At 73.8% G+C, this 16,275-nt stretch carries 15 protein-coding genes and 1 riboswitch; of the genes, 5 read left to right on the top strand and 10 right to left on the bottom strand.

The annotated features are described in order from the left end of the window. Nucleotides 1-123: 123 nt before the first annotated feature. Nucleotides 124-249: riboswitch (FMN riboswitch) on the bottom strand. Between the two features lie 189 nt (nucleotides 250-438). The 5 genes from D1350_RS10170 to D1350_RS10150 form a co-directional block, all read right to left on the bottom strand. Beyond that, the gene (locus D1350_RS10170) at nucleotides 439-936 is read right to left on the bottom strand and encodes a hypothetical protein (protein ID WP_125775893.1); all 498 of its coding nucleotides are present in this window, start codon (nucleotides 934-936) and stop codon (nucleotides 439-441) included. An 88-nt stretch (nucleotides 937-1,024) separates the two neighbouring features. Continuing rightward, on the bottom strand, nucleotides 1,025-1,657 hold the full coding sequence (locus D1350_RS10165) for a DUF2306 domain-containing protein (RefSeq protein ID WP_240644023.1): 633 nt from the start codon (nucleotides 1,655-1,657) through the stop codon (nucleotides 1,025-1,027). A gap of 69 nt (nucleotides 1,658-1,726) precedes the next feature. After that, on the bottom strand, nucleotides 1,727-2,413 hold the full coding sequence (locus tag D1350_RS10160) for a response regulator (RefSeq protein ID WP_125775891.1): 687 nt from the start codon (nucleotides 2,411-2,413) through the stop codon (nucleotides 1,727-1,729). Then, nucleotides 2,410-3,675, bottom strand: a complete 1,266-nt coding sequence (locus tag D1350_RS10155) for a sensor histidine kinase (protein WP_125775890.1) — start codon at nucleotides 3,673-3,675, stop codon at nucleotides 2,410-2,412. Before D1350_RS10155 ends, D1350_RS10160 begins: the two co-directional genes overlap by 4 nt. A 108-nt stretch (nucleotides 3,676-3,783) precedes the next feature. Further along, on the bottom strand, nucleotides 3,784-4,530 hold the full coding sequence (locus tag D1350_RS10150; protein WP_125775889.1) for a TetR/AcrR family transcriptional regulator: 747 nt from the start codon (nucleotides 4,528-4,530) through the stop codon (nucleotides 3,784-3,786). Between the two features lie 101 nt (nucleotides 4,531-4,631). On the opposite strand from D1350_RS10150, the gene D1350_RS10145 reads away from it, so the two are divergent. The 3 genes from D1350_RS10145 (at nucleotide 4,632) to D1350_RS10130 (ending at nucleotide 8,706) form a co-directional block, all read left to right on the top strand. Beyond that, nucleotides 4,632-5,381, top strand: coding sequence for a DUF2306 domain-containing protein (locus tag D1350_RS10145; protein WP_125775888.1), 750 nt, complete (start codon nucleotides 4,632-4,634; stop codon nucleotides 5,379-5,381). A gap of 143 nt (nucleotides 5,382-5,524) precedes the next feature. Then, nucleotides 5,525-6,631 (top strand): protein kinase family protein, encoded by a 1,107-nt coding sequence (locus D1350_RS10140; protein ID WP_125775887.1) that lies wholly within the window; start codon nucleotides 5,525-5,527, stop codon nucleotides 6,629-6,631. A gap of 347 nt (nucleotides 6,632-6,978) precedes the next feature. Beyond that, entirely contained in the window at nucleotides 6,979-8,706 is a 1,728-nt protein-coding gene (locus D1350_RS10130; protein WP_164545116.1) for an HNH endonuclease signature motif containing protein, read from the top strand. Between the two features lie 189 nt (nucleotides 8,707-8,895). Here D1350_RS10130 and rpe read toward each other — a convergent pair whose 3' ends face one another. Next, nucleotides 8,896-9,558: a ribulose-phosphate 3-epimerase gene (gene rpe, locus D1350_RS10125; protein ID WP_125775884.1), complete on the bottom strand. Its 663-nt coding sequence runs from the start codon at nucleotides 9,556-9,558 to the stop codon at nucleotides 8,896-8,898. A gap of 50 nt (nucleotides 9,559-9,608) precedes the next feature. Between rpe and D1350_RS10120 the strand changes: the two genes are divergently transcribed. After that, on the top strand, nucleotides 9,609-10,037 hold the full coding sequence (locus D1350_RS10120; RefSeq protein ID WP_125775883.1) for a DUF1761 domain-containing protein: 429 nt from the start codon (nucleotides 9,609-9,611) through the stop codon (nucleotides 10,035-10,037). Nucleotides 10,038-10,048: 11 nt separating this feature from the next. On the opposite strand, the gene D1350_RS10115 is transcribed toward D1350_RS10120, so the two are convergent. Continuing rightward, nucleotides 10,049-11,542 (bottom strand): RsmB/NOP family class I SAM-dependent RNA methyltransferase, encoded by a 1,494-nt coding sequence (locus tag D1350_RS10115; RefSeq protein WP_240644022.1) that lies wholly within the window; start codon nucleotides 11,540-11,542, stop codon nucleotides 10,049-10,051. A gap of 322 nt (nucleotides 11,543-11,864) precedes the next feature. Between D1350_RS10115 and D1350_RS10110 the strand changes: the two genes are divergently transcribed. Next, complete coding sequence (locus D1350_RS10110; RefSeq protein WP_125775881.1) at nucleotides 11,865-12,257, top strand: hypothetical protein; 393 nt, start codon at nucleotides 11,865-11,867, stop codon at nucleotides 12,255-12,257. 99 nt (nucleotides 12,258-12,356) lie between these two features. Here D1350_RS10110 and fmt read toward each other — a convergent pair whose 3' ends face one another. From fmt to D1350_RS10095, 3 genes are read right to left on the bottom strand one after another with little or no spacing between them, the layout of a single operon-like run. Further along, nucleotides 12,357-13,292: a methionyl-tRNA formyltransferase gene (gene fmt / locus D1350_RS10105; protein ID WP_125775880.1), complete on the bottom strand. Its 936-nt coding sequence runs from the start codon at nucleotides 13,290-13,292 to the stop codon at nucleotides 12,357-12,359. A gap of 9 nt (nucleotides 13,293-13,301) precedes the next feature. Next, nucleotides 13,302-14,003 (bottom strand): HAD family hydrolase, encoded by a 702-nt coding sequence (locus D1350_RS10100; RefSeq protein ID WP_240644021.1) that lies wholly within the window; start codon nucleotides 14,001-14,003, stop codon nucleotides 13,302-13,304. Beyond that, complete coding sequence (locus tag D1350_RS10095) at nucleotides 14,000-16,204, bottom strand: primosomal protein N' (protein WP_125775879.1); 2,205 nt, start codon at nucleotides 16,202-16,204, stop codon at nucleotides 14,000-14,002. Before D1350_RS10095 ends, D1350_RS10100 begins: the two co-directional genes overlap by 4 nt. Nucleotides 16,205-16,275 lie beyond the last annotated feature (71 nt).

The raw sequence follows: 16,275 nt of genomic DNA, 5'->3' as shown, positions 1-16,275 counted from the left end.
CTGGTGTAGATCGTCATGTCGTCCTCCGGGCGTCGGTGCTCCGGGGTACGACGACGGGAGGCAGGGACGTGAGATCCCCGCCGCACGACGCCACGGCACGCTCCGCCAGAGGCGGTGCGCGCCGCACGTGCTTCCTCCCATCCGGACTTTCACCGTCGGTCCTGGAGTTCCACCAGGTCAACCGCACCGAAGTGCGGGTCGCGGACTGTCACCGCCGGCTCGGAATTACACCGACCCCGGAGCACGTGTGCTGTGTGCTTGCCCGGCCAGAATGCCACATCGGCAGGTCGTCGAAGCCGAGATGTGTCGCGATGCACACTCCCCCGGCCGGGTGATCCTCGGGCAGCGATCCTCGGGGCGGGCGGCCCGGGTTCTCCGGGCTGGGTGGTGAGGTGCGCTCGGGGTCCGTGGGTGCGTCATGAAACGCTTGGCACACTATTAAAAGACGTGCTGTCCGTGTGGCCAGATCTGCGGGAGGCCGCCGTCGGGACCGGGCTCGACCACGCCGTCGTACGGCGTGAGCGTGCGCACCACGTCGAAGCGCGTGTCGTCCTCGACGAGGACGATCACCTCGTCCTCGGTGTCGAGCGGGTCCCCCGCCGGGTACAGCTCGTTGCCGGCCGTGCAGGTCCGCGGCGTCGAGACGACGGTGAGCTCCTCCCCCGCCGCGACGTCGGCCATGTCGCCGGAGATGACCTCGTCGACCTCGATGACCCAGCGGTTGGCACGGACGCCCCAGAGGCGCTCGGTGCCGTCGTCGCGCACGACGCTCGCTCGGACCACGACCGTCGCGCCCTCGGCAGCCTCCCCGGGCGTGTCGTAGACGCCCCAGTCGAGGCACGTGGTTCCGGTGTCCAGGCCACAGCCGCCGAGCGCCAGCGCCAGTCCCACGAGAGCAGGCAGGGACGCTGCCGCCACCCCTCTGCGCCGTCGCATGGACCGATAGTCCTCGGATCCGCCCGACACCTCAAGGCTCTCGGCGCGTTCCACCCGCGTGTCGCGGTATGAAATTTCGTGCCATGGGTCATTTGCGCCGCCGGATGATCCACTCCGCGACCGCCACGTTGATCGCCCAGCCCCCGCCCATGACCAGTGTGTTCGTCACCGGGTCGAGGCCCGTGGAGCCGGTCGTGACAGCCACGGCGACGCCCAGCACGCCCTGTGTTCCCGCACCCATGGCCAGCGCGTACGCCCGCATCATCCACGCCGGGTGGCTCACGAAGTCCTTCCGTACCGCTGCCCGGACCCCCAGGACGATCGACACCGCCATCCCGGCGCCGACCAGGTAGCGCATGGCGTTGACGACCTCCAGACCATCCGGCAGGTCGTACGCCGCCGTCATCCAGAGGCCGCTGAGGGCGACGACGAGGCCCGCCGGCGCGAGGAGCCGCCCCGCCCGGCGGTGCCAGGCCCGGCGCCGGAGCGACGGCGCGAACTGCAGCGCCCCGCCCACGCCGTACACGACGGCGGCCACGATGTGCACGACGACGGGGAACGGGTCGCCGACGAAACGCGCGTTCTCCGGGGTGACAGCCGGGGTCGACGCGAGGTCACCGAGGCGGACCGCTCCCCCGAGCATCGGGATCACGGTGAGCAGGAGCAGCCCGGCGGGGACGAGCCACTCGCGGCGGGAGGCGCGGACTGTGGTGGTGGTCATGGGGACGAGCCTCGCGTGCCCGAGGCCGGCAGGCATCGGTCCCTGGACCAGTCCTGGACGCCGAAAGTACTAGCCGGCCCGGAGCCGTCCGGTGTCGTACGCCCAGAGGGCGACCTCGACCCGGTTGCGCACGCCGAGCTTCATCATGAGCCGCGCGACGTGCGACTTCACGGTGCTGAGCGTGATGTACAGCTCCTGCGCGATCTCCGTGTTGGTGCGCCCTCGCGCGACGGCCAGCAGGACCTGCTCCTCGCGCTCCGTCAGCGGCTCGAAGGGCTGCTCGAGCTGGTGGTGCGGGCGCCGGTGCTGAGCCGTTCCGCGCGTGCCGCCGTCGGCGAAGGCCCTCAGGAGACGCGACGTGACGCTGGGCGCGATGAGCGCGTCGCCGACGGCCGCGGCGTGGACCGCCTGCGCGAGCAGGGCGGCCCCGGCGTCCTTGAGGAGGAACCCGCGGGCGCCGGCGCGCAGGGCCGCGTACACGTACTCGTCCAGGTCGAACGTGGTGATGACGACGACGGCCAGCGGGTCCACGACGTCCGGCCCCGCGAGGCGGCGCGTCGCCTCGAGCCCGTCGAGGCCGGGCATGCGGACGTCGAGGAGGCACACGTCGGGCCGGAGGCGGCGCGCGAGCTCGACGGCGGCGAGGCCGTCGGCGGCCTGCGCCACGACCTCGATGCCCTCCTGGGCGTCCAGGATCATCGCGAGGCCGGTCCGGACGATCTCCTGGTCGTCCGCGACCAGGACGGTGACGGTCACGAGCGCGGGCCTGGTCGCGCGCGTCCCGGCCCGGCCCGCGCACCACTCCGCGGGAGGACTGCCTCGACCACCCAGCCGGCGGGGTCGCGCGGGCCGGCGGGGTCGCGCGGGCCGGCGGGGTCGCGCGGGCCGGCGGGGTCGCGCGGGCCGGCGGGGTCGCGCGGGCCGGCGACGAAGGTGCCGCCGAGGAGGCCGGCGCGCTCCCGCATCCCGGCCAGCCCCAGGCCTTCGGAGGCCGGACGCGGAGGCGGGTCCCCGTCGTCGGACACCTGGAGGCGGACCTGCGTGCCCTCGGCAGTCACGCGCACGACCACCCTCGTGGCGTTCCGGGCGTGCCGCCGCGCGTTCGTGACCGACTCCTGTGCCAGGCGGTAGACGGCGGCCCCGACCGCTGCGGGGAGGTCGTCCATGTCGTCGTCGACGTGGACGTCGACCTGCGGCGGGGGCCCGGCCCTGAGCGAGGCGAGGTGGGCGATCGAGGGGCCTGGGGCGAGGAGGGCGGCCGCCGTGGCGGCCGCACCGGGTGCGTGAGGCTCGTCCAGCTCGTCCGCGCGGAGGACACGCACGATGGTGCGCATCTCGGCGAGGGCCCGCGTGGCCGCGGCCTCGATGACGTGCAGAGCCTCCGTGGCGGCCTCGGGCCGCCCCGCGGACGCGGCCAGCCCGGCCTGCGCCCGGACGGCGACGGCGGACATATGGTGCCCGACGACGTCGTGCAGGTCGCGAGCGATGCGCTCGCGCTCCGTGAGCCTCGCCTGGGCGAGCTCCCGCGACCGCAGGCCCGTCCGGAACCGCGCCGCGGCCCCCGCCGAACAGACGGCGGCCACCACGACGAGCCCGCCGCCGGCCTCCCCGAGGCCGGTCAGGCCCAGCGCCGTCGTGAGACCGAGGTTGCCCAGCAGGACCGCGCTGCCGAGAACGATCTCGCGCCCGCTCCCCCACCGGTACAGCGCGTACGGCAGCAGGAGCATGAAGACCGTCGTGTACAGGTCCCCGTCCCGGCCCATGATCGTGGACGTCACCGCCGAGGCCGTGAAGGCGACGGCGATCACGCGCAGCGGGTGCGTGCGACGCCAGAGCAGGAGCGGGGCGAGCAGCACGACCGTCGTGACCTCGAGCCAGCGCCACGGCGCGTCCGGGCGGAGCGCACCCTCCAGGACGGCCGCAGCCACGAGCGCGCAGACGAGCACCCGGTCACGCCAGACGCGCGGCGGTGCCGCTGCTGGACGGGGCTCGTCCCAGAGGGACCGGAGGGCTGACACGGGCTCATGCTAGGCGGCTCTCGCCCCGCGGGGACCAGCCGGAAGGACGAGATGTGGGGGCTCGCCGGCCACGGGCGTGACGGCCGGGCTACGGCCGTGACGACCGGGCTACGGCCGTGACGGCGCGGCACGCTCCACGTGCCCCTCCACCCCGTCCAGCAGCAGCCGGACGCCGAGCCGAAGCCCCGCGTACATCTCCGCACCCACGTCGAAGCCGCCGGGCTTCGCCGCGGCGACGAGCCCGTGCAGCGTCGGGAACCGGTCCGAGGTGGCCAGCCGCAGCATCGCCTCACCGAAGTCGGCGGTGGCGCCGTCCTCGCCGGTGGCCAGGTCGATCGCGAGGGCGGCCTGACCCCGGGCCGACGCGAGGATGTGCTGGGCGACCGCCATCACCTCGGCGCCTTCGAGACCCCCGCGACTCAGGCCGTGCAGCAGCGCCTCGAACCAGGCCATCTGGTTGGGTCCGAGCGGTGCGTGCACCGTCGGAACCTTGAGGACCCACCGGTGCGCGTGATAGAGGTCCCACGTGGCGCGCACCCAGTGCTCGACCTCCTCGCGCCAGCCGTCGCCGTCCTCGGGGACCGGGGGTGGCGGGGTGGCGGCGTCGATCATGAGCTCGACGAGCTGGTCCTTGCTCGGCACGTAGTTGTACAACGACATCGTCGTGTAACCGAGATCCTTCGCGACGCGCTGCATGGAGACCGCCCCGAGGCCCTCCGCGTCGGCTATGGCGAGCGCGGCTCGGGTGATGGCCTCGACGGAGAGGCCCGGGCGCGGTCCGCGGGTGCCACGCGGCGTGCGCACGCCCCACAGGAGCTCGACGGTGCGTGCCATGCCACCGGTGTCGCGGGGCATCGTTCTCCAATCGTCGTGGTGGGTACATCCTAAAACTCTGTATCGGATACATTGCTCGGTGTACGTCACACAGAGTTTTCGTCGATCGAACGGAACCCCTGATGACCAGCACCATCGACAAGGCGACGTCGACCCCGTCACCCCCGACCGAACCCCGGCCACGCTTCTGGCGCCGTCCGTGGATAGGCCCGCTGATGCTCCTGGCAGCGGCCTTCCTCGCGTTCTCCGTGCCCCGCTACCTCACCTTCGACCCTGTGCAGTCGAACGTGCCCGCACCCGACGGCTTCCCTGCTCACTACGTGCTGCTGGTCGGACACGTCCTGTGCGGCACCGTCGCCATGGTCACCGCGTGCTTTCAGATCTGGCCCGCGTTCCGAGCCCGGTACCCGAGAGCGCACCGCGTCATGGGCCGGACCTACGTTCTCGCCGGGGTGCTCCCGGGCGGCGTGCTCGCCATCGTCGTCGGCTTGGTGAGCCCGTTCGGACCGGTCGTCCGCGCCGCCAACGTCACCCTCGGCATCCTGTGGCTCGCGACGACGATCGCGGGATTCCGCATGGCGCGCCAGCGTCGGTTCGTCGAGCACCGGCGCTGGATGGTGCGCAGCTTCTGGCTGACCTTCGCGATCATCACGACGCGAGTGACCAGCGGGATCTTCGGTTTCATCATGTACGGCGAGCAGATGGCCGAGCTGACCGGTCCGACCGACCCGCGCACGCAGATGTTCAGCAGCATCGGCGTCTGGGTCGGCCTCATGGTCAATCTGGTGATCGCGGAGTGGTGGCTGGAGCGCGGCACGGCCTCGGAGCGCAAGGCCCGGAGGGAACGTCGGCTCCGTGCCGCCCGCCGTTAGCGGCCGGCCGCTCCTCAACGCTTGGCACACTTTTTGTCGTCACCCCGCGTGAGAGGGTGGTTGCAGCTCCTGCCGCGGTGTCCGCTGACGTGCTTGCACGAGAGGCGGGCGCCCGGCTGGAGGCAGCGTTGAAGAGCCCTGACATGTCCCGCGGTGCCCGACTGGCCGCGCACGGAGCCGTCTCCACCGCGCTGTCGCTGTGCAGCGATCGCAGGCTGCGCGAGCTCGTGGACGCTGCCACACCGATCGGTTCCGGCATCGGCGGGAAGACCGTCCTGCTGGACGTCGAAGGAGTCTCGGTCTTCGTCAAGCAGGTGCGCCTGACCGATCTCGAGCGACAGCCGGAGAACGTTCGCTCGACAGCGAACCTGTTCGAGCTGCCGGCCTTCTGCCACTACGGCGTCGGCACCATCGGCGGACCAGGGTTCGGAGCCTGGCGTGAGCTGGCCGTGCAGATCATGACGACGAGCTGGGTGATCGCGGGAGACTACGAAGGCTTCCCCCTGATGCACCACTGGCGGGTGCTGCCCGACGCCGGCCAGCCACTTCCCGAGGAGCTGGCCGACGTGGAACGAGCCGTCGCCTACTGGGGAGGCGGATCGGCAGTACGCCGGCGTATCGAGGCCCTGCAGCAGTCCTCGGCGAGCATCATGCTGTTCCTGGAGTACGTCCCACAGAACCTGCACCACTGGCTGGACGCCCAGCTCGGTGCCGGTGGCGACGTGGCCGAGCAGGCCTGCGCCATGGTGGACGACGAGCTGAGAGCCGGCATCTCGTTCATGAACGCCCGCGGGCTGCTGCACTTCGACGCCCACTTCGAGAACATCCTGACCGACGGCAGGCGGCTCTACTTCGCCGACTACGGTCTGGCGATCTCCTCCCGCTTCGAGCTCACCCCGGACGAGGCCGACTTCTTCGACGAGCACCAGGGCTACGACAGGGACTACACCGCCACGTACTTCGTGAACTGGCTGACCGTCGCGCTGCACGGGTACGGCCCGGAAGAACGCCGAGTGTTTGTACGCTCCTGCGCCCAGGGTGGGTCGCCGGGGAAAGCTCCAGCGGCCGCCGCGGCCGCCCTGGTCCGTGACGCGCCGGTCGCCGCAGTGGTGGGCGACTTCTATCGCCGGTTCCAGCGGGAGAACCGGGCAACGCCCTACCCGTTCGAGGCGATCCGCGGGATCGGAGAGCAGAACGGCTCGCCCGGCGCGTCGATGTGGCCGGTGGACGGAACCGCTCGAGCCGTCTGACGCCGCGCTCGACGACGGTGCGGGGCGGCGGGCAGTGCGCGTGATCGAGGGCTGGCTTCGCGGTCCGGGTTGGTGGTGGACGACGGAGCGCCCTGCGGGGTGCCTTCTCGACGCCTGGCACACTTTTTAACGGAGGGCTTACAAGCTCGCCCCCCTACGTCACGCGCTCCTGACCGCACGACGATCTGTCGCCCGTGGGGTGTCGTACGGGTGGGAGCCCGACCACAGGGGGTCGGTTGGCGGTTCTGTGCACAGATGTGCTGGTCAGCGGGCCGTAAGAACGCGTGTTCGATAGAGTTGGGAGGGTCAGGAACGGCCAGAACACGCGGGTCCGGAGGGGGTGCGGGATGACGATCGGAGCCATTGATGCGGCGCCCTCCGTGCCCGCGATGACCGCCGTGCCGGTCGCGTCGGTGCCGGTCGCGTCCATGCCGGTCGCGTCCGTGCCGGTCGTGCCTGTGCCGGTCGCGTCGGTGCCGGTCGTGTCGGTGCCGGTCGTGCCTGGGCCGCGGTCGTTGGAGGTCGTGCTGGCGGACCTGGAAGCGGTGGCGGGCGAGCTGGTCACGGTCGCCGGGCCGGGCGCGCTGGACGTGCTGGACGTCGCGGGTGGGCTGGTCGTGTCCCGGCTTGTCGGTGCCGGTGCCCGCCTGCGGGCGGTGACCGGGCGGTTGGACGCGTTGCGTCTGTCGTTCCTGCCCCGCATCGAGGCCGACGGCCGCTGGGGTATCGGCCCCGGCGCCGGCACACGGTCGTTCGCGACCTGGCACGCGATGGTCCAGAACATCACCCCGGCCACCGCCCGACGTGAGGTGAGGGTCGCCCGCGTCCTGGACCAGGACCTGCCCGCCACCCGCACAGCGGCCCTGTCCGGGACCATCGGCCCCGACCACCTCACCATCCTGGTCAACGGCGCCCCGACCAGCCCGGCCCGCAAGACCGCCCTGACCACACCCGTCCCCGTCCCCGACAGCGCGCCCGACCCGGACCCGGGTGACCAGGGCACGGGCGACGAGGGCGCGGGTGACCAGGGCGCGGGGAACGGGGGCGCGGTTGACGGGGGCGGGCCGGTCACGGGTGAGGTGTTCCTCCTTGCCCAGGCTCGTGCCCACCGCCCCGACCGGTTCCGGCGCCTGGTCGCCCGGTTCGCCGCCGTGAGCGACCCCGACGCCGACGAACGCGGCTACACCCACACCAAGGACCGCGAACACCTCGAGCTGTCCAAGACGATCGGCGGGTACCACCTGAGCGGGTTCCTCACCGACGAGCACGGCCTGACCCTGACCACCGCCCTGAGCTCCGTCATGGGACCCCCCACCCCCGGCACCGGACGCACCACCACCCAGCGGCGCGCCCAAGCCCTCGCCGACCTCGCCCGGGTCGTCCTGGACAACGCCCACACCGGTTCTGGCGCAGCCGTCCGCCCCCACCTGACCGTCACCGTCTCCTGGACCGAACTGACAGCCCTCGCCACCCAGACAGGCGCCACCCCCACCCAGACCGCCCAGATCGCCGGCATCGCCGGGATCGGCGGGATCGGCAGCCTCGGCGGCGTCGGGACCACGAGCACGACCGGCCCGGCCCCGGCACCGACCGGCGGAACCGGCAGGGCAGGCGGGACCGGCGGGACCGGCCGGATCGGCACGTCCGGCGGGGCGGTGTTCACCGAGACCGGGGTGCTGATCCCTCCGACCCTGCTCGCCAAGATCGCCTGTGACTCCCAGGTCACCCGCGTCGTGTTCGGACCCGACTCCCAGGTCCTGGACGTCGGACGCACCAGGAGAACCATCACCGGCGAGCTACGCCGCGCCGTCATCGCCCGCGACAGACACTGCACCTGGCCCGGCTGCGACCAACCACCCTCCCGCTGCGAGGTCCACCACGCGATACGTCACTGGGCCGCCGGAGGAGAAACCTCCGTGACCAACAGCGCCCTGCTCTGCTGGCACCACCACGACCACGTCGACACCACCAACATCACCATGACCCGAGAAAACGGCGAATGGACCTTCACCGACCCCCACGGCAACACCATCACCGAGACACCCACCTGGGAACCTGAGAGCACCAGAGAATGAACAGGGCATGGGCCCGGTCCACGACGCCGTCAGCGACGGCAGGCGGCGCGGCGACGGCCGCGAGCGCCATGCCGGAGCCTGAGCGTCGCCCGTCGATGCAGCGGGGCGTCCCCGGAGTGCCGTCTGTGCCTCGACGTGTGGAGGCTGGCAAGTAGCGAGTGTCAGTGCACCCGGGTCAGTGCGACCGGCTCAGTGCACGTGCTTGCTCGCGAGGTCGCGCAGCGTGGCGATCTCAGCGGGGATGTCCTCCGCCCCGTACACCGCGGAGCCGGCGACGAAGACGTTGGCTCCGGCGTCGGCGGCGCGCTCGATGGTCTCCCGGGACACTCCCCCGTCGACCTGGATCCAGACGTCGAGCCCGGACTCGCTGACCGCCTCGCGTGCGCGGCGGATCTTGGGCAGCGTGCCCTCGATGAACGACTGCCCGCCGAACCCGGGCTCCACCGTCATGACGAGGATCATGTCCACCTCGGTCAGGAGGTCGAGGAACGGCTCGATCGGCGTCGCGGGCCGCAGTGCGACCCCGGCTCGCGACCCGAGGCGTCGTAGCTCCCGGGCGAGGCGTACGGGTGCTGTCGCGGCTTCCGCGTGGAACGTCACGGACGCTGCCCCAGCCTCGGCGTAGGCGGGTGCCCAGCGGTCGGGCTCGGCGATCATGAGGTGGGCGTCGAGCGGGATCGGCGACACCTTCGCCAGGCGCTCGAACACCGGTAGACCGAGCGTCAGGTTCGGCACGAAGTGATAGTCCATGACGTCGACGTGCGCGTAGTCCGCGTCGGCGATCGCGTTGAGGTCGCGCTCGAGGTTCGCGAAGTCTGCCGACAGGATGCTCGGGGCGATGAGGGCTGCCATGCTGCCAGCGTAGAGCCACCTTCCGCCGTGCTGACGCTCGAGGAGTACCGATGGTCCCCGACATCAACTACTGGGCAGTGATCGTCGCGACTCTCTCCACGATGGTGGTGGGGTCGATCTGGTATACGCCGAGAGCGTTCGGTAACCGCTGGATGCGGCTCGCGAAGGTGGACCCCGAGATGGCGGCCGCCGCGGGTCCGTGGCCCATCGTGGTGACGGTGCTGGTGAGCTTTGTGTCGGCCTGGGTGCTCGCGGGCGCCACCTTCATCGCGTGGTCGTTCTACGACGACGGCTTCCTCACCGCCGCCGTCGTGACCGGGGTCCTCCTGTGGGCGGGCTTCACGGCCGCCCGGATGATCACCCACGACGCGTTCGAGGGTCGCCCGGCGGGGCTGACCACCCTGAACCTCGCCCACGAGCTCGTGACCGTGCTGGTCATGGCGGTGATCTTGGGCGTCTGGCCGCCGGCCGGGGTGTAGTCCCGTCTGCGTCAGCGCTTGCGCAGCAGCGTCAGGTGCATCGCGTCGGTGCCGTGGACGTGCGGCCAGAGCTGGACGTCGTCCCGGTCGGCCAGCGGGATGTCGGCGCCGGGGCGCACCACGGAGCGCAGCACGGCCGCGGCGTCGATCCGCTCGACGTCGTCGCGCTTGCGCAGCACGTCCGTGACCACGAGCTGGGTCTCGGCGAGGTGGGGCGAGCAGGTCACGTAGCCCACCACTCCCCCGGGTCGGACGGCGTCGAGCGCGGAGCTCAGCAGGTCGCGCTGGAGCGAGGTGAGCACGGCGAGGTCGCCGGGCGTGCGGCGCCAGCGGGACTCGGGCCGGCGGCGCAGCGCGCCCAGGCCGGTGCACGGCGCGTCGACGAGCACCCGGTCGTACCCGCCCGGCTCCTGGGCTCCTGTCTCCCGGCCGTCGCTGGTGCGGACGGTCTCCACCGCGTCGTCGGGCACGGCGCGGAGCGCCTTCTCGACCAGGCGGGTGCGGTGCGGCTGGACCTCGTTGGCGACGATCCGTGCGCCGCGCGTGCCGGCGAGGGCCGCGAAGAGGGCAGCCTTGCCGCCCGGTCCGGCGCACAGGTCGAGCCAGCGCTCGTCGGGGCCCTCGATCGGGGTGGCCACGAGGGCGAGGGTGACGAGCTGGGAGCCTTCGTCCTGCACGCCGGCCAGGCCCTCGCGGACCGCGGGCACGCCAGTGGGGTCGCTTCCGGCGAGCACGAGCGCGGTGGGTGACCAGCGCCCGGGGAGGAGGTCGGCGTCGCCCCACGCCTCGTCGTCCCGGGGGTCGACCAGGCCGGGGCGTGCGACGAGGGTGACCCGGGGCGCGGTGTTGTCGGCCTCGAGCAGGTCGCCGATCTCGTCGACGGCGCGCCCGTTGCCCGCGAGCGCCTCGCGGAGGGCGCGGGTGATCCAGGCGGGGTGGGATCCGGTGTCGGAGAGGGCGGTGACGGCGTCGGGGGCCTCGTCGGTGAGGCGGGCGAGCCATTCGTCGAGGGTGGTGCGGGCGACGGCGCGGAGGACGGCGTTGACGAGCTGGGCGGAGCCGGCGCCGGCGCGTGCGCGGGCGAGGCCGACGGTCTCGGACACGGCGGCGTGCTGCGGGACGCGCATGCCGAGGAGCTGGTGGGCGCCGAGGCGGAGGAGGTCGAGGACCTCGGGGTCGAGGCGGTCGAGGGGCCGGTCGACGCATCGGGTAAGGATGGCGTCGTAGCGTCCGCGGAGGCGCAGGGTGCCGTAGGCGAGCTCGGTGGCGAAGCCGGCGTCGCGGCCGTGGAGGCGGCGTTCGCGGAGCATGGGCGGGAGGACGAGGTTGGCGTAGGCGTCGGAGCCGTCGACGGCGCGGAGCACGTCGAACGCGGCGGTGCGGGCCGGGTCGGTGCCCTTACGGCGTTCGGACGGGGCGAGGGAGGTCTGGGAGCGCTCGCCGCGGGAGCGGGCGGCGGAGCGCTGGCGGCCTTGGGCGTCGCGCCGGTCGTGGTCGGCGGTCACGCCGGCACCGAGGTCTGGGGGGTCTTCGCGCTGGACACTGCCTGAGTCTATCGAGCGGTGGTGTCGCGGCCGCCCCGGGGGACCGGGACGGGGCCGGGACAGGGCCGCGACAGGGCCGCGACAGGGCCGGGACGAGCCCGGGGCGGGGCCGCGAGCGCGCTGAAGGGCTCGTGTGACAGGGGTGCGATGGGGAGTCCTCCCCATGCGGTGACCGTGCGCGGTGTTCGGGCTGTGCCTAGCGTCACTCGCGACGGACCTCGTCAGCTTCATCGGTGAAGCGCTGTCGACGAAGCACCTTCGAAACTACTGCAGGGGGAAGATGATGGGTGTCAAGCAGCTGGTGCGCGGCGTGAGCGTCGCCATGGTGTCGTTCGGGCTCGTGCTGGGGGCCGCCGCGCAGGCATCGGCGAACGACCAGTCGTGGCGGCTCACGAACGCGAGCGGGACGGTGGTGGGGACGGCGTCGTTCGACGACGCGGCCAACCGCGTGTACGTCAACGACCCGTACCTCAACGACCGCAACGTGCGGCTCGACGTGTGGCGCGAGGGCAACAAGGGCGGCACGCACGTGCGCTGCCGCGACGACGTCGCCGGGGACGGCCGTGTGAGCTGTGCGCTGATCTGGGTGGAGGACACGAACCTCCGGGGCGAGCTGTGCGAGATGAGCGGCTCGACGCCGACGCGGTGCACGCCGGTGAAGGAGTTCTGGAGCTGATCCCGGGCTCCGCGCGCTGAGCCTGTGCTCGGCACGTCGGCGGCCGGCACCCTCTCGGGGTGCCGGCCGTCGGTCGTCGTCCGGTACGGGTGCCGGCACTCAGCCCAGGACCACGTCCCCTGCGTCGAAGAGGCCGCGGGCGCCCCGTGCCCAGTCGGCCGCCGGCATGGCGCGCTTGCCGACGGGGGTGACCTCGCCGAGCCGGACGGCGTGGGTGGCGGTCCCGACGAGGACCTCCTTCTTGAGGGCCCGTACCGCTCCCGGGGCGAGGTCGGTGACCTCGGGGGCGAGGGTGACGGGGCCGAGGCCGAGGCGGGTCTCGGGGGGCAGGACGGTCCAGGCCCCGGGGGCGGGCGTGCAGCCGCGGACCAGCCGGTCGACGGCGAGGGCGGGCACGTCCCACCGCACGCGGGCGTCCTGCGGTGCGAGCTTGGGGGCGATGGAGACGCCGTCGGCGGGCTGCGGCTGGGGGCTGAGCGTGCCGTCCTCGAGGGCGTCGAGGGTGGCGACGAGCAGGCCCGCGCCGGAGACCGCCAGGCGCCCGAGGAGGTCGCCCGCGGTGTCGCGGGGCCGGATGGTCTCCGTGACGGTACCGAGAACGGGCCCCGTGTCCATCCCCTCGTCGAGGAGGAACGTGGTGGCGCCGGTGACCTCGTCGCCGGCGATCAGCGCGCGCTGGACGGGGGCGGCGCCCCGCCAGGCGGGCAGCACGGAGAAGTGGAGGTTGATCCAGCCCAGCCGGGGGACGGCGAGCACGTCGGAGCGCAGGAGGTGCCCGTAGGCGACCACGGGAGCGGCGTCGACGTCGAGCCCGCGGAGCCGGGCGAGGAAGTCCTCGCCGCGGGGCACGTCGGTGAGGACCGGGATCCCCGCCTCCTCGGCCCGGGCGCGCACCGGGCTGGGGGTGAGGCGACGGCCGCGGCCCGAGGGCGCGTCGGCCCGGGTGAGCACCGCGACGACCTCGTGGCGGGAGGCGAGGAGGGCCTCCAGGGACGGGACGGCGGGTTCGGGGGTTCCGGCGAAGAGGAGGCGCACCGGGACAGTCTAGGAGCGGTCCTGCGGCTGCGCGGTGGTACGGACGGGCACCCCGAGCGCTGCCAGGTCGTGGCGGAGGCCGGCGGTGCTCGTGAAGAGCTGGGCGTGGAAGCCCGCCGCACGACCCGCGACGACGTTCGCCTCCATGTCGTCGGTGAAGACGGCACGTGCGGGGTCCACGCCGTAGGACTCGACGAGGAGGCGGAAGATCCGCGGGTCCGGCTTGGCGAGGCCCACGCGACCCGACACGAGGACGTCGTCGAGGAGCTGTACCGCCGGGATCGCGTCGGCCAGGTGGAAGGTCTCCGCCGACCAGTTGGTGAGCCCGACGAGGCGCAGGCCCAGGTCCTTGAGCTCCCGCGCGAGCTCCTGCGACCCCTCGACCGGCCCCGGGAGGGCGAGGGCGTAGCCGTCGACGTACCGGCGCAGGTCCTCCACCCGGTGCGGGTGGGTGCGCGCCACCTCCTCCAGGAGCACGGGCCAGGGCTCCCCGAGGTCCTGCCGGTGGTTCAGCGCGAAGAAGTCGATCTCGTCGAACAGCCGGTCCACCTCCTCCGGCGTGAGGTGTCCCTCGTACGGCAGGCGCGGGTCCCAGTGGACGAGGACGTTGCCGAGGTCGTAGACGACGGTGTCGATCACCGTGGTGGCCTCCTCAGTGGTGTCGCGGGTGGCCTCGCGGGCGGTCGTGCGGCTGGTCTCGCGGCTGGTCACAGCATCTCCTTCGGGTCGAGCTGGACGCGGACGGTCCCGCCCTCGCGCCGTGCGGACCGCACGGCCAGCGAGTCGCGGAGGCGGCGGGCGAGCTCCGCGCCCTCGCCGAGGGGAACGCGGAGCACGGCACGGACCGGTGCGCCGAGCGTCGCAGGCCGGCCGCCGGTCCCGCCCGGCCGGGGCGGCTCCGGCACCTCCACCGGCCCGAGCACCGTGCCGAGGCCCACCCGGGAGATCAGGGCGTCGACGGCGTCCCGGTCGCCCGTCACGGCCGCCACCCGGACCGCGGGCGGGAGGTCGAGCTCGACCCGCTCCGCCAGCTCTCGGTCCGCGAATCCTGCCGGGTCCCAGCGGACGAGCGCCTGCGTGGGCGCGGGCGCGGCGTCGCCCACGAGCAGCACCTGCCCGTGGGGCGCGGACCGGACGAGCGACGCGGCCGCGAGCCACCGGTGGACGGCCTCGGTGCCCGTCGCGAGGCCGGTCCCCCCGGTCAGCACGGCGGCGTCGAGCAGCAGGGCGACGACGTAGCCGCCGTCGGCCACGGGCTCGGCACCGGGGGTGGCGACGACGAGCGCGGGCCTGCCCGGCACCTCGTCGACGACGCCGCCCGGCGCGGACGCCGCGGAGAGGCGGACCGGCACGCCCGGGAAGGCGCGGCCGAGCTCCTCGGCCGTGCGGTCGGACCCGACGCGGACGGAGCGGAGCCCGGTGAACCCGCACTCGTCGCACGACCAGCCCCCGGCCAGGCGGCCGCACCACGTGCACTGCGGGGCACCGCCCGCGCTCGGCAGGCCCAGCGGGCCGTGGCAGGCCGCGCACCGGGCGGCGGTGCGGCACCGCGCGCACGCCACGACCGGCAGGTAGCCGGACCGCGGCACCTGGACCAGGACGGGGCCGTGCGCCAGCGCCTCGCGGGCCGCCCGCCACGCGGCGGACGGGAGCCGCGCCGCGGCAGCCGCCCCCTCGCGCGCCAGCTCCACCGACGTCAGGGCCCGCACCCGGGGCGCCCGGGTCCGCAGGACGTCCCTCGGCACCCCCAGCTCCCGCGCCCAGCCCGACGCCAGCAGCGCCTGCGCCTGGACCGTGCGGCCAGGGGACCCCAGCAGGTAGGCGGCGCCCTCCTGCTCCGCGCGCAGCGCCAGCACGTCGCGCGGGTGCGGGTACGGGGCGTGCGGCTCGGCCAGGGTGTCCTCGCCGTCGCCCCACAGCACCACGAGCCCCAGGTCCGCCACGGGGGCGAACATCGCCGCCCGCGTGCCGACCACCACCCGCGCCCGGCCGTGCAGGGCCGCGAGGAAGGAGCGGTAGCGGGGCGCGGGTCCGTCGTCGGCCAGCAGCCGGACGTGGGCCTCCACGCCCGCCACCTCCAGGGCTGCCTGCAGCCGGGCGACGTCCCGGGCGTCCGGCGCCACGACCAGCGCGCCCCGCCCGCCCGCGACGCACGCCCGGACCGCCTCCCCGACCGCCAGTGCCCAGTGCGGGTCGGTCCCCTCGACGCCCGGGAGCGCGGACCACACGGCGCGCGGCGCCTCGCCCGCCTGGACGCGCCGCAGGAAGGCCTCCCCACCCCGGTACGGCACCCAGGCGGACGACGACGGCGCGGCCTCCTCCCGAGCGGGCGCCGGCTCCGAGCCCGGGGCGTCCTCCTGGCCCGCTGCCTCGGCACCCTCGGCACCCTCGGGACCCTCGGGACCCTCCGCGTCCTCCGCCGACACCGACTTCTCCACGCGCGCGTGCCGCGGCGGGACCGCCAGCCGGAGGACGTCCGCGAGCGTTCCCGCGAAACGGTCGGCCACGGCCCGGCACAGGAGCAGCACCTGCGGCGTCAGCACCTGCTCCGGCGACACCACGCGCCGCAGCGGGACGAGCCGCCCGTCGTGGTCCGACGAATCCTGCCGCGCCACGACGAAGCCGTCGACGTCCTGCCGCCCGAACCGCGCCTTGACCCGCACGCCGGGCTGCGCGTCGTCGGACAGCGCCGCGGGCACGAGGTAGTCGTACGGCTGGTCGAGGTGCGCCGGCTGCAGGTCCAGGACCACGCGAGCGACGGGCAGCTCCGTCGCGATCGGCACGCCCGCCGTCTCCACGACCGCGCGGCTGCGCGGGCCCCGGCCGCGGGCCGGGCGCTGCGCGGCCCCCACGTCGTCGAGCCCGAGCAGCGCGGGCTGCTCGGGCTCGGCGGGGTCACGAGTCACGATCACGGCCCCATCCCATCACGAGCCGCCGACACCCCGGGCACGGGCCGGGACCTGGCCCGGCGAGCGGCCCGGCC

It is taken from the genome of Antribacter gilvus (assembly GCF_003946865.1).
GTDB lineage: Bacteria > Actinomycetota > Actinomycetes > Actinomycetales > Cellulomonadaceae > Antribacter > Antribacter gilvus.
Note: the sequence above shows the minus strand (reverse complement) of the source record. Positions and strands in the feature narration are given on the sequence as shown.

Excerpts from the sequence above, each read along its gene's own strand:
- D1350_RS10165 (WP_240644023.1), bottom strand. The coding sequence starts at position 1,657 with ATGACCACCACCACAGTCCGCGCCTCCCGCCGCGAGTGGCTCGTCCCC.
- rpe (WP_125775884.1), bottom strand. The coding sequence starts at position 9,558 with ATGGCAGCCCTCATCGCCCCGAGCATCCTGTCGGCAGACTTCGCGAAC.
- D1350_RS10120 (WP_125775883.1), top strand. The coding sequence starts at position 9,609 with ATGGTCCCCGACATCAACTACTGGGCAGTGATCGTCGCGACTCTCTCC.
- D1350_RS10140 (WP_125775887.1), top strand. The coding sequence starts at position 5,525 with ATGTCCCGCGGTGCCCGACTGGCCGCGCACGGAGCCGTCTCCACCGCG.
- D1350_RS10145 (WP_125775888.1), top strand. The coding sequence starts at position 4,632 with ATGACCAGCACCATCGACAAGGCGACGTCGACCCCGTCACCCCCGACC.
- D1350_RS10130 (WP_164545116.1), top strand. The coding sequence starts at position 6,979 with ATGACGATCGGAGCCATTGATGCGGCGCCCTCCGTGCCCGCGATGACC.
- D1350_RS10110 (WP_125775881.1), top strand. The coding sequence starts at position 11,865 with ATGGGTGTCAAGCAGCTGGTGCGCGGCGTGAGCGTCGCCATGGTGTCG.
- D1350_RS10150 (WP_125775889.1), bottom strand. The coding sequence starts at position 4,530 with ATGCCCCGCGACACCGGTGGCATGGCACGCACCGTCGAGCTCCTGTGG.
- D1350_RS10170 (WP_125775893.1), bottom strand. The coding sequence starts at position 936 with ATGCGACGGCGCAGAGGGGTGGCGGCAGCGTCCCTGCCTGCTCTCGTG.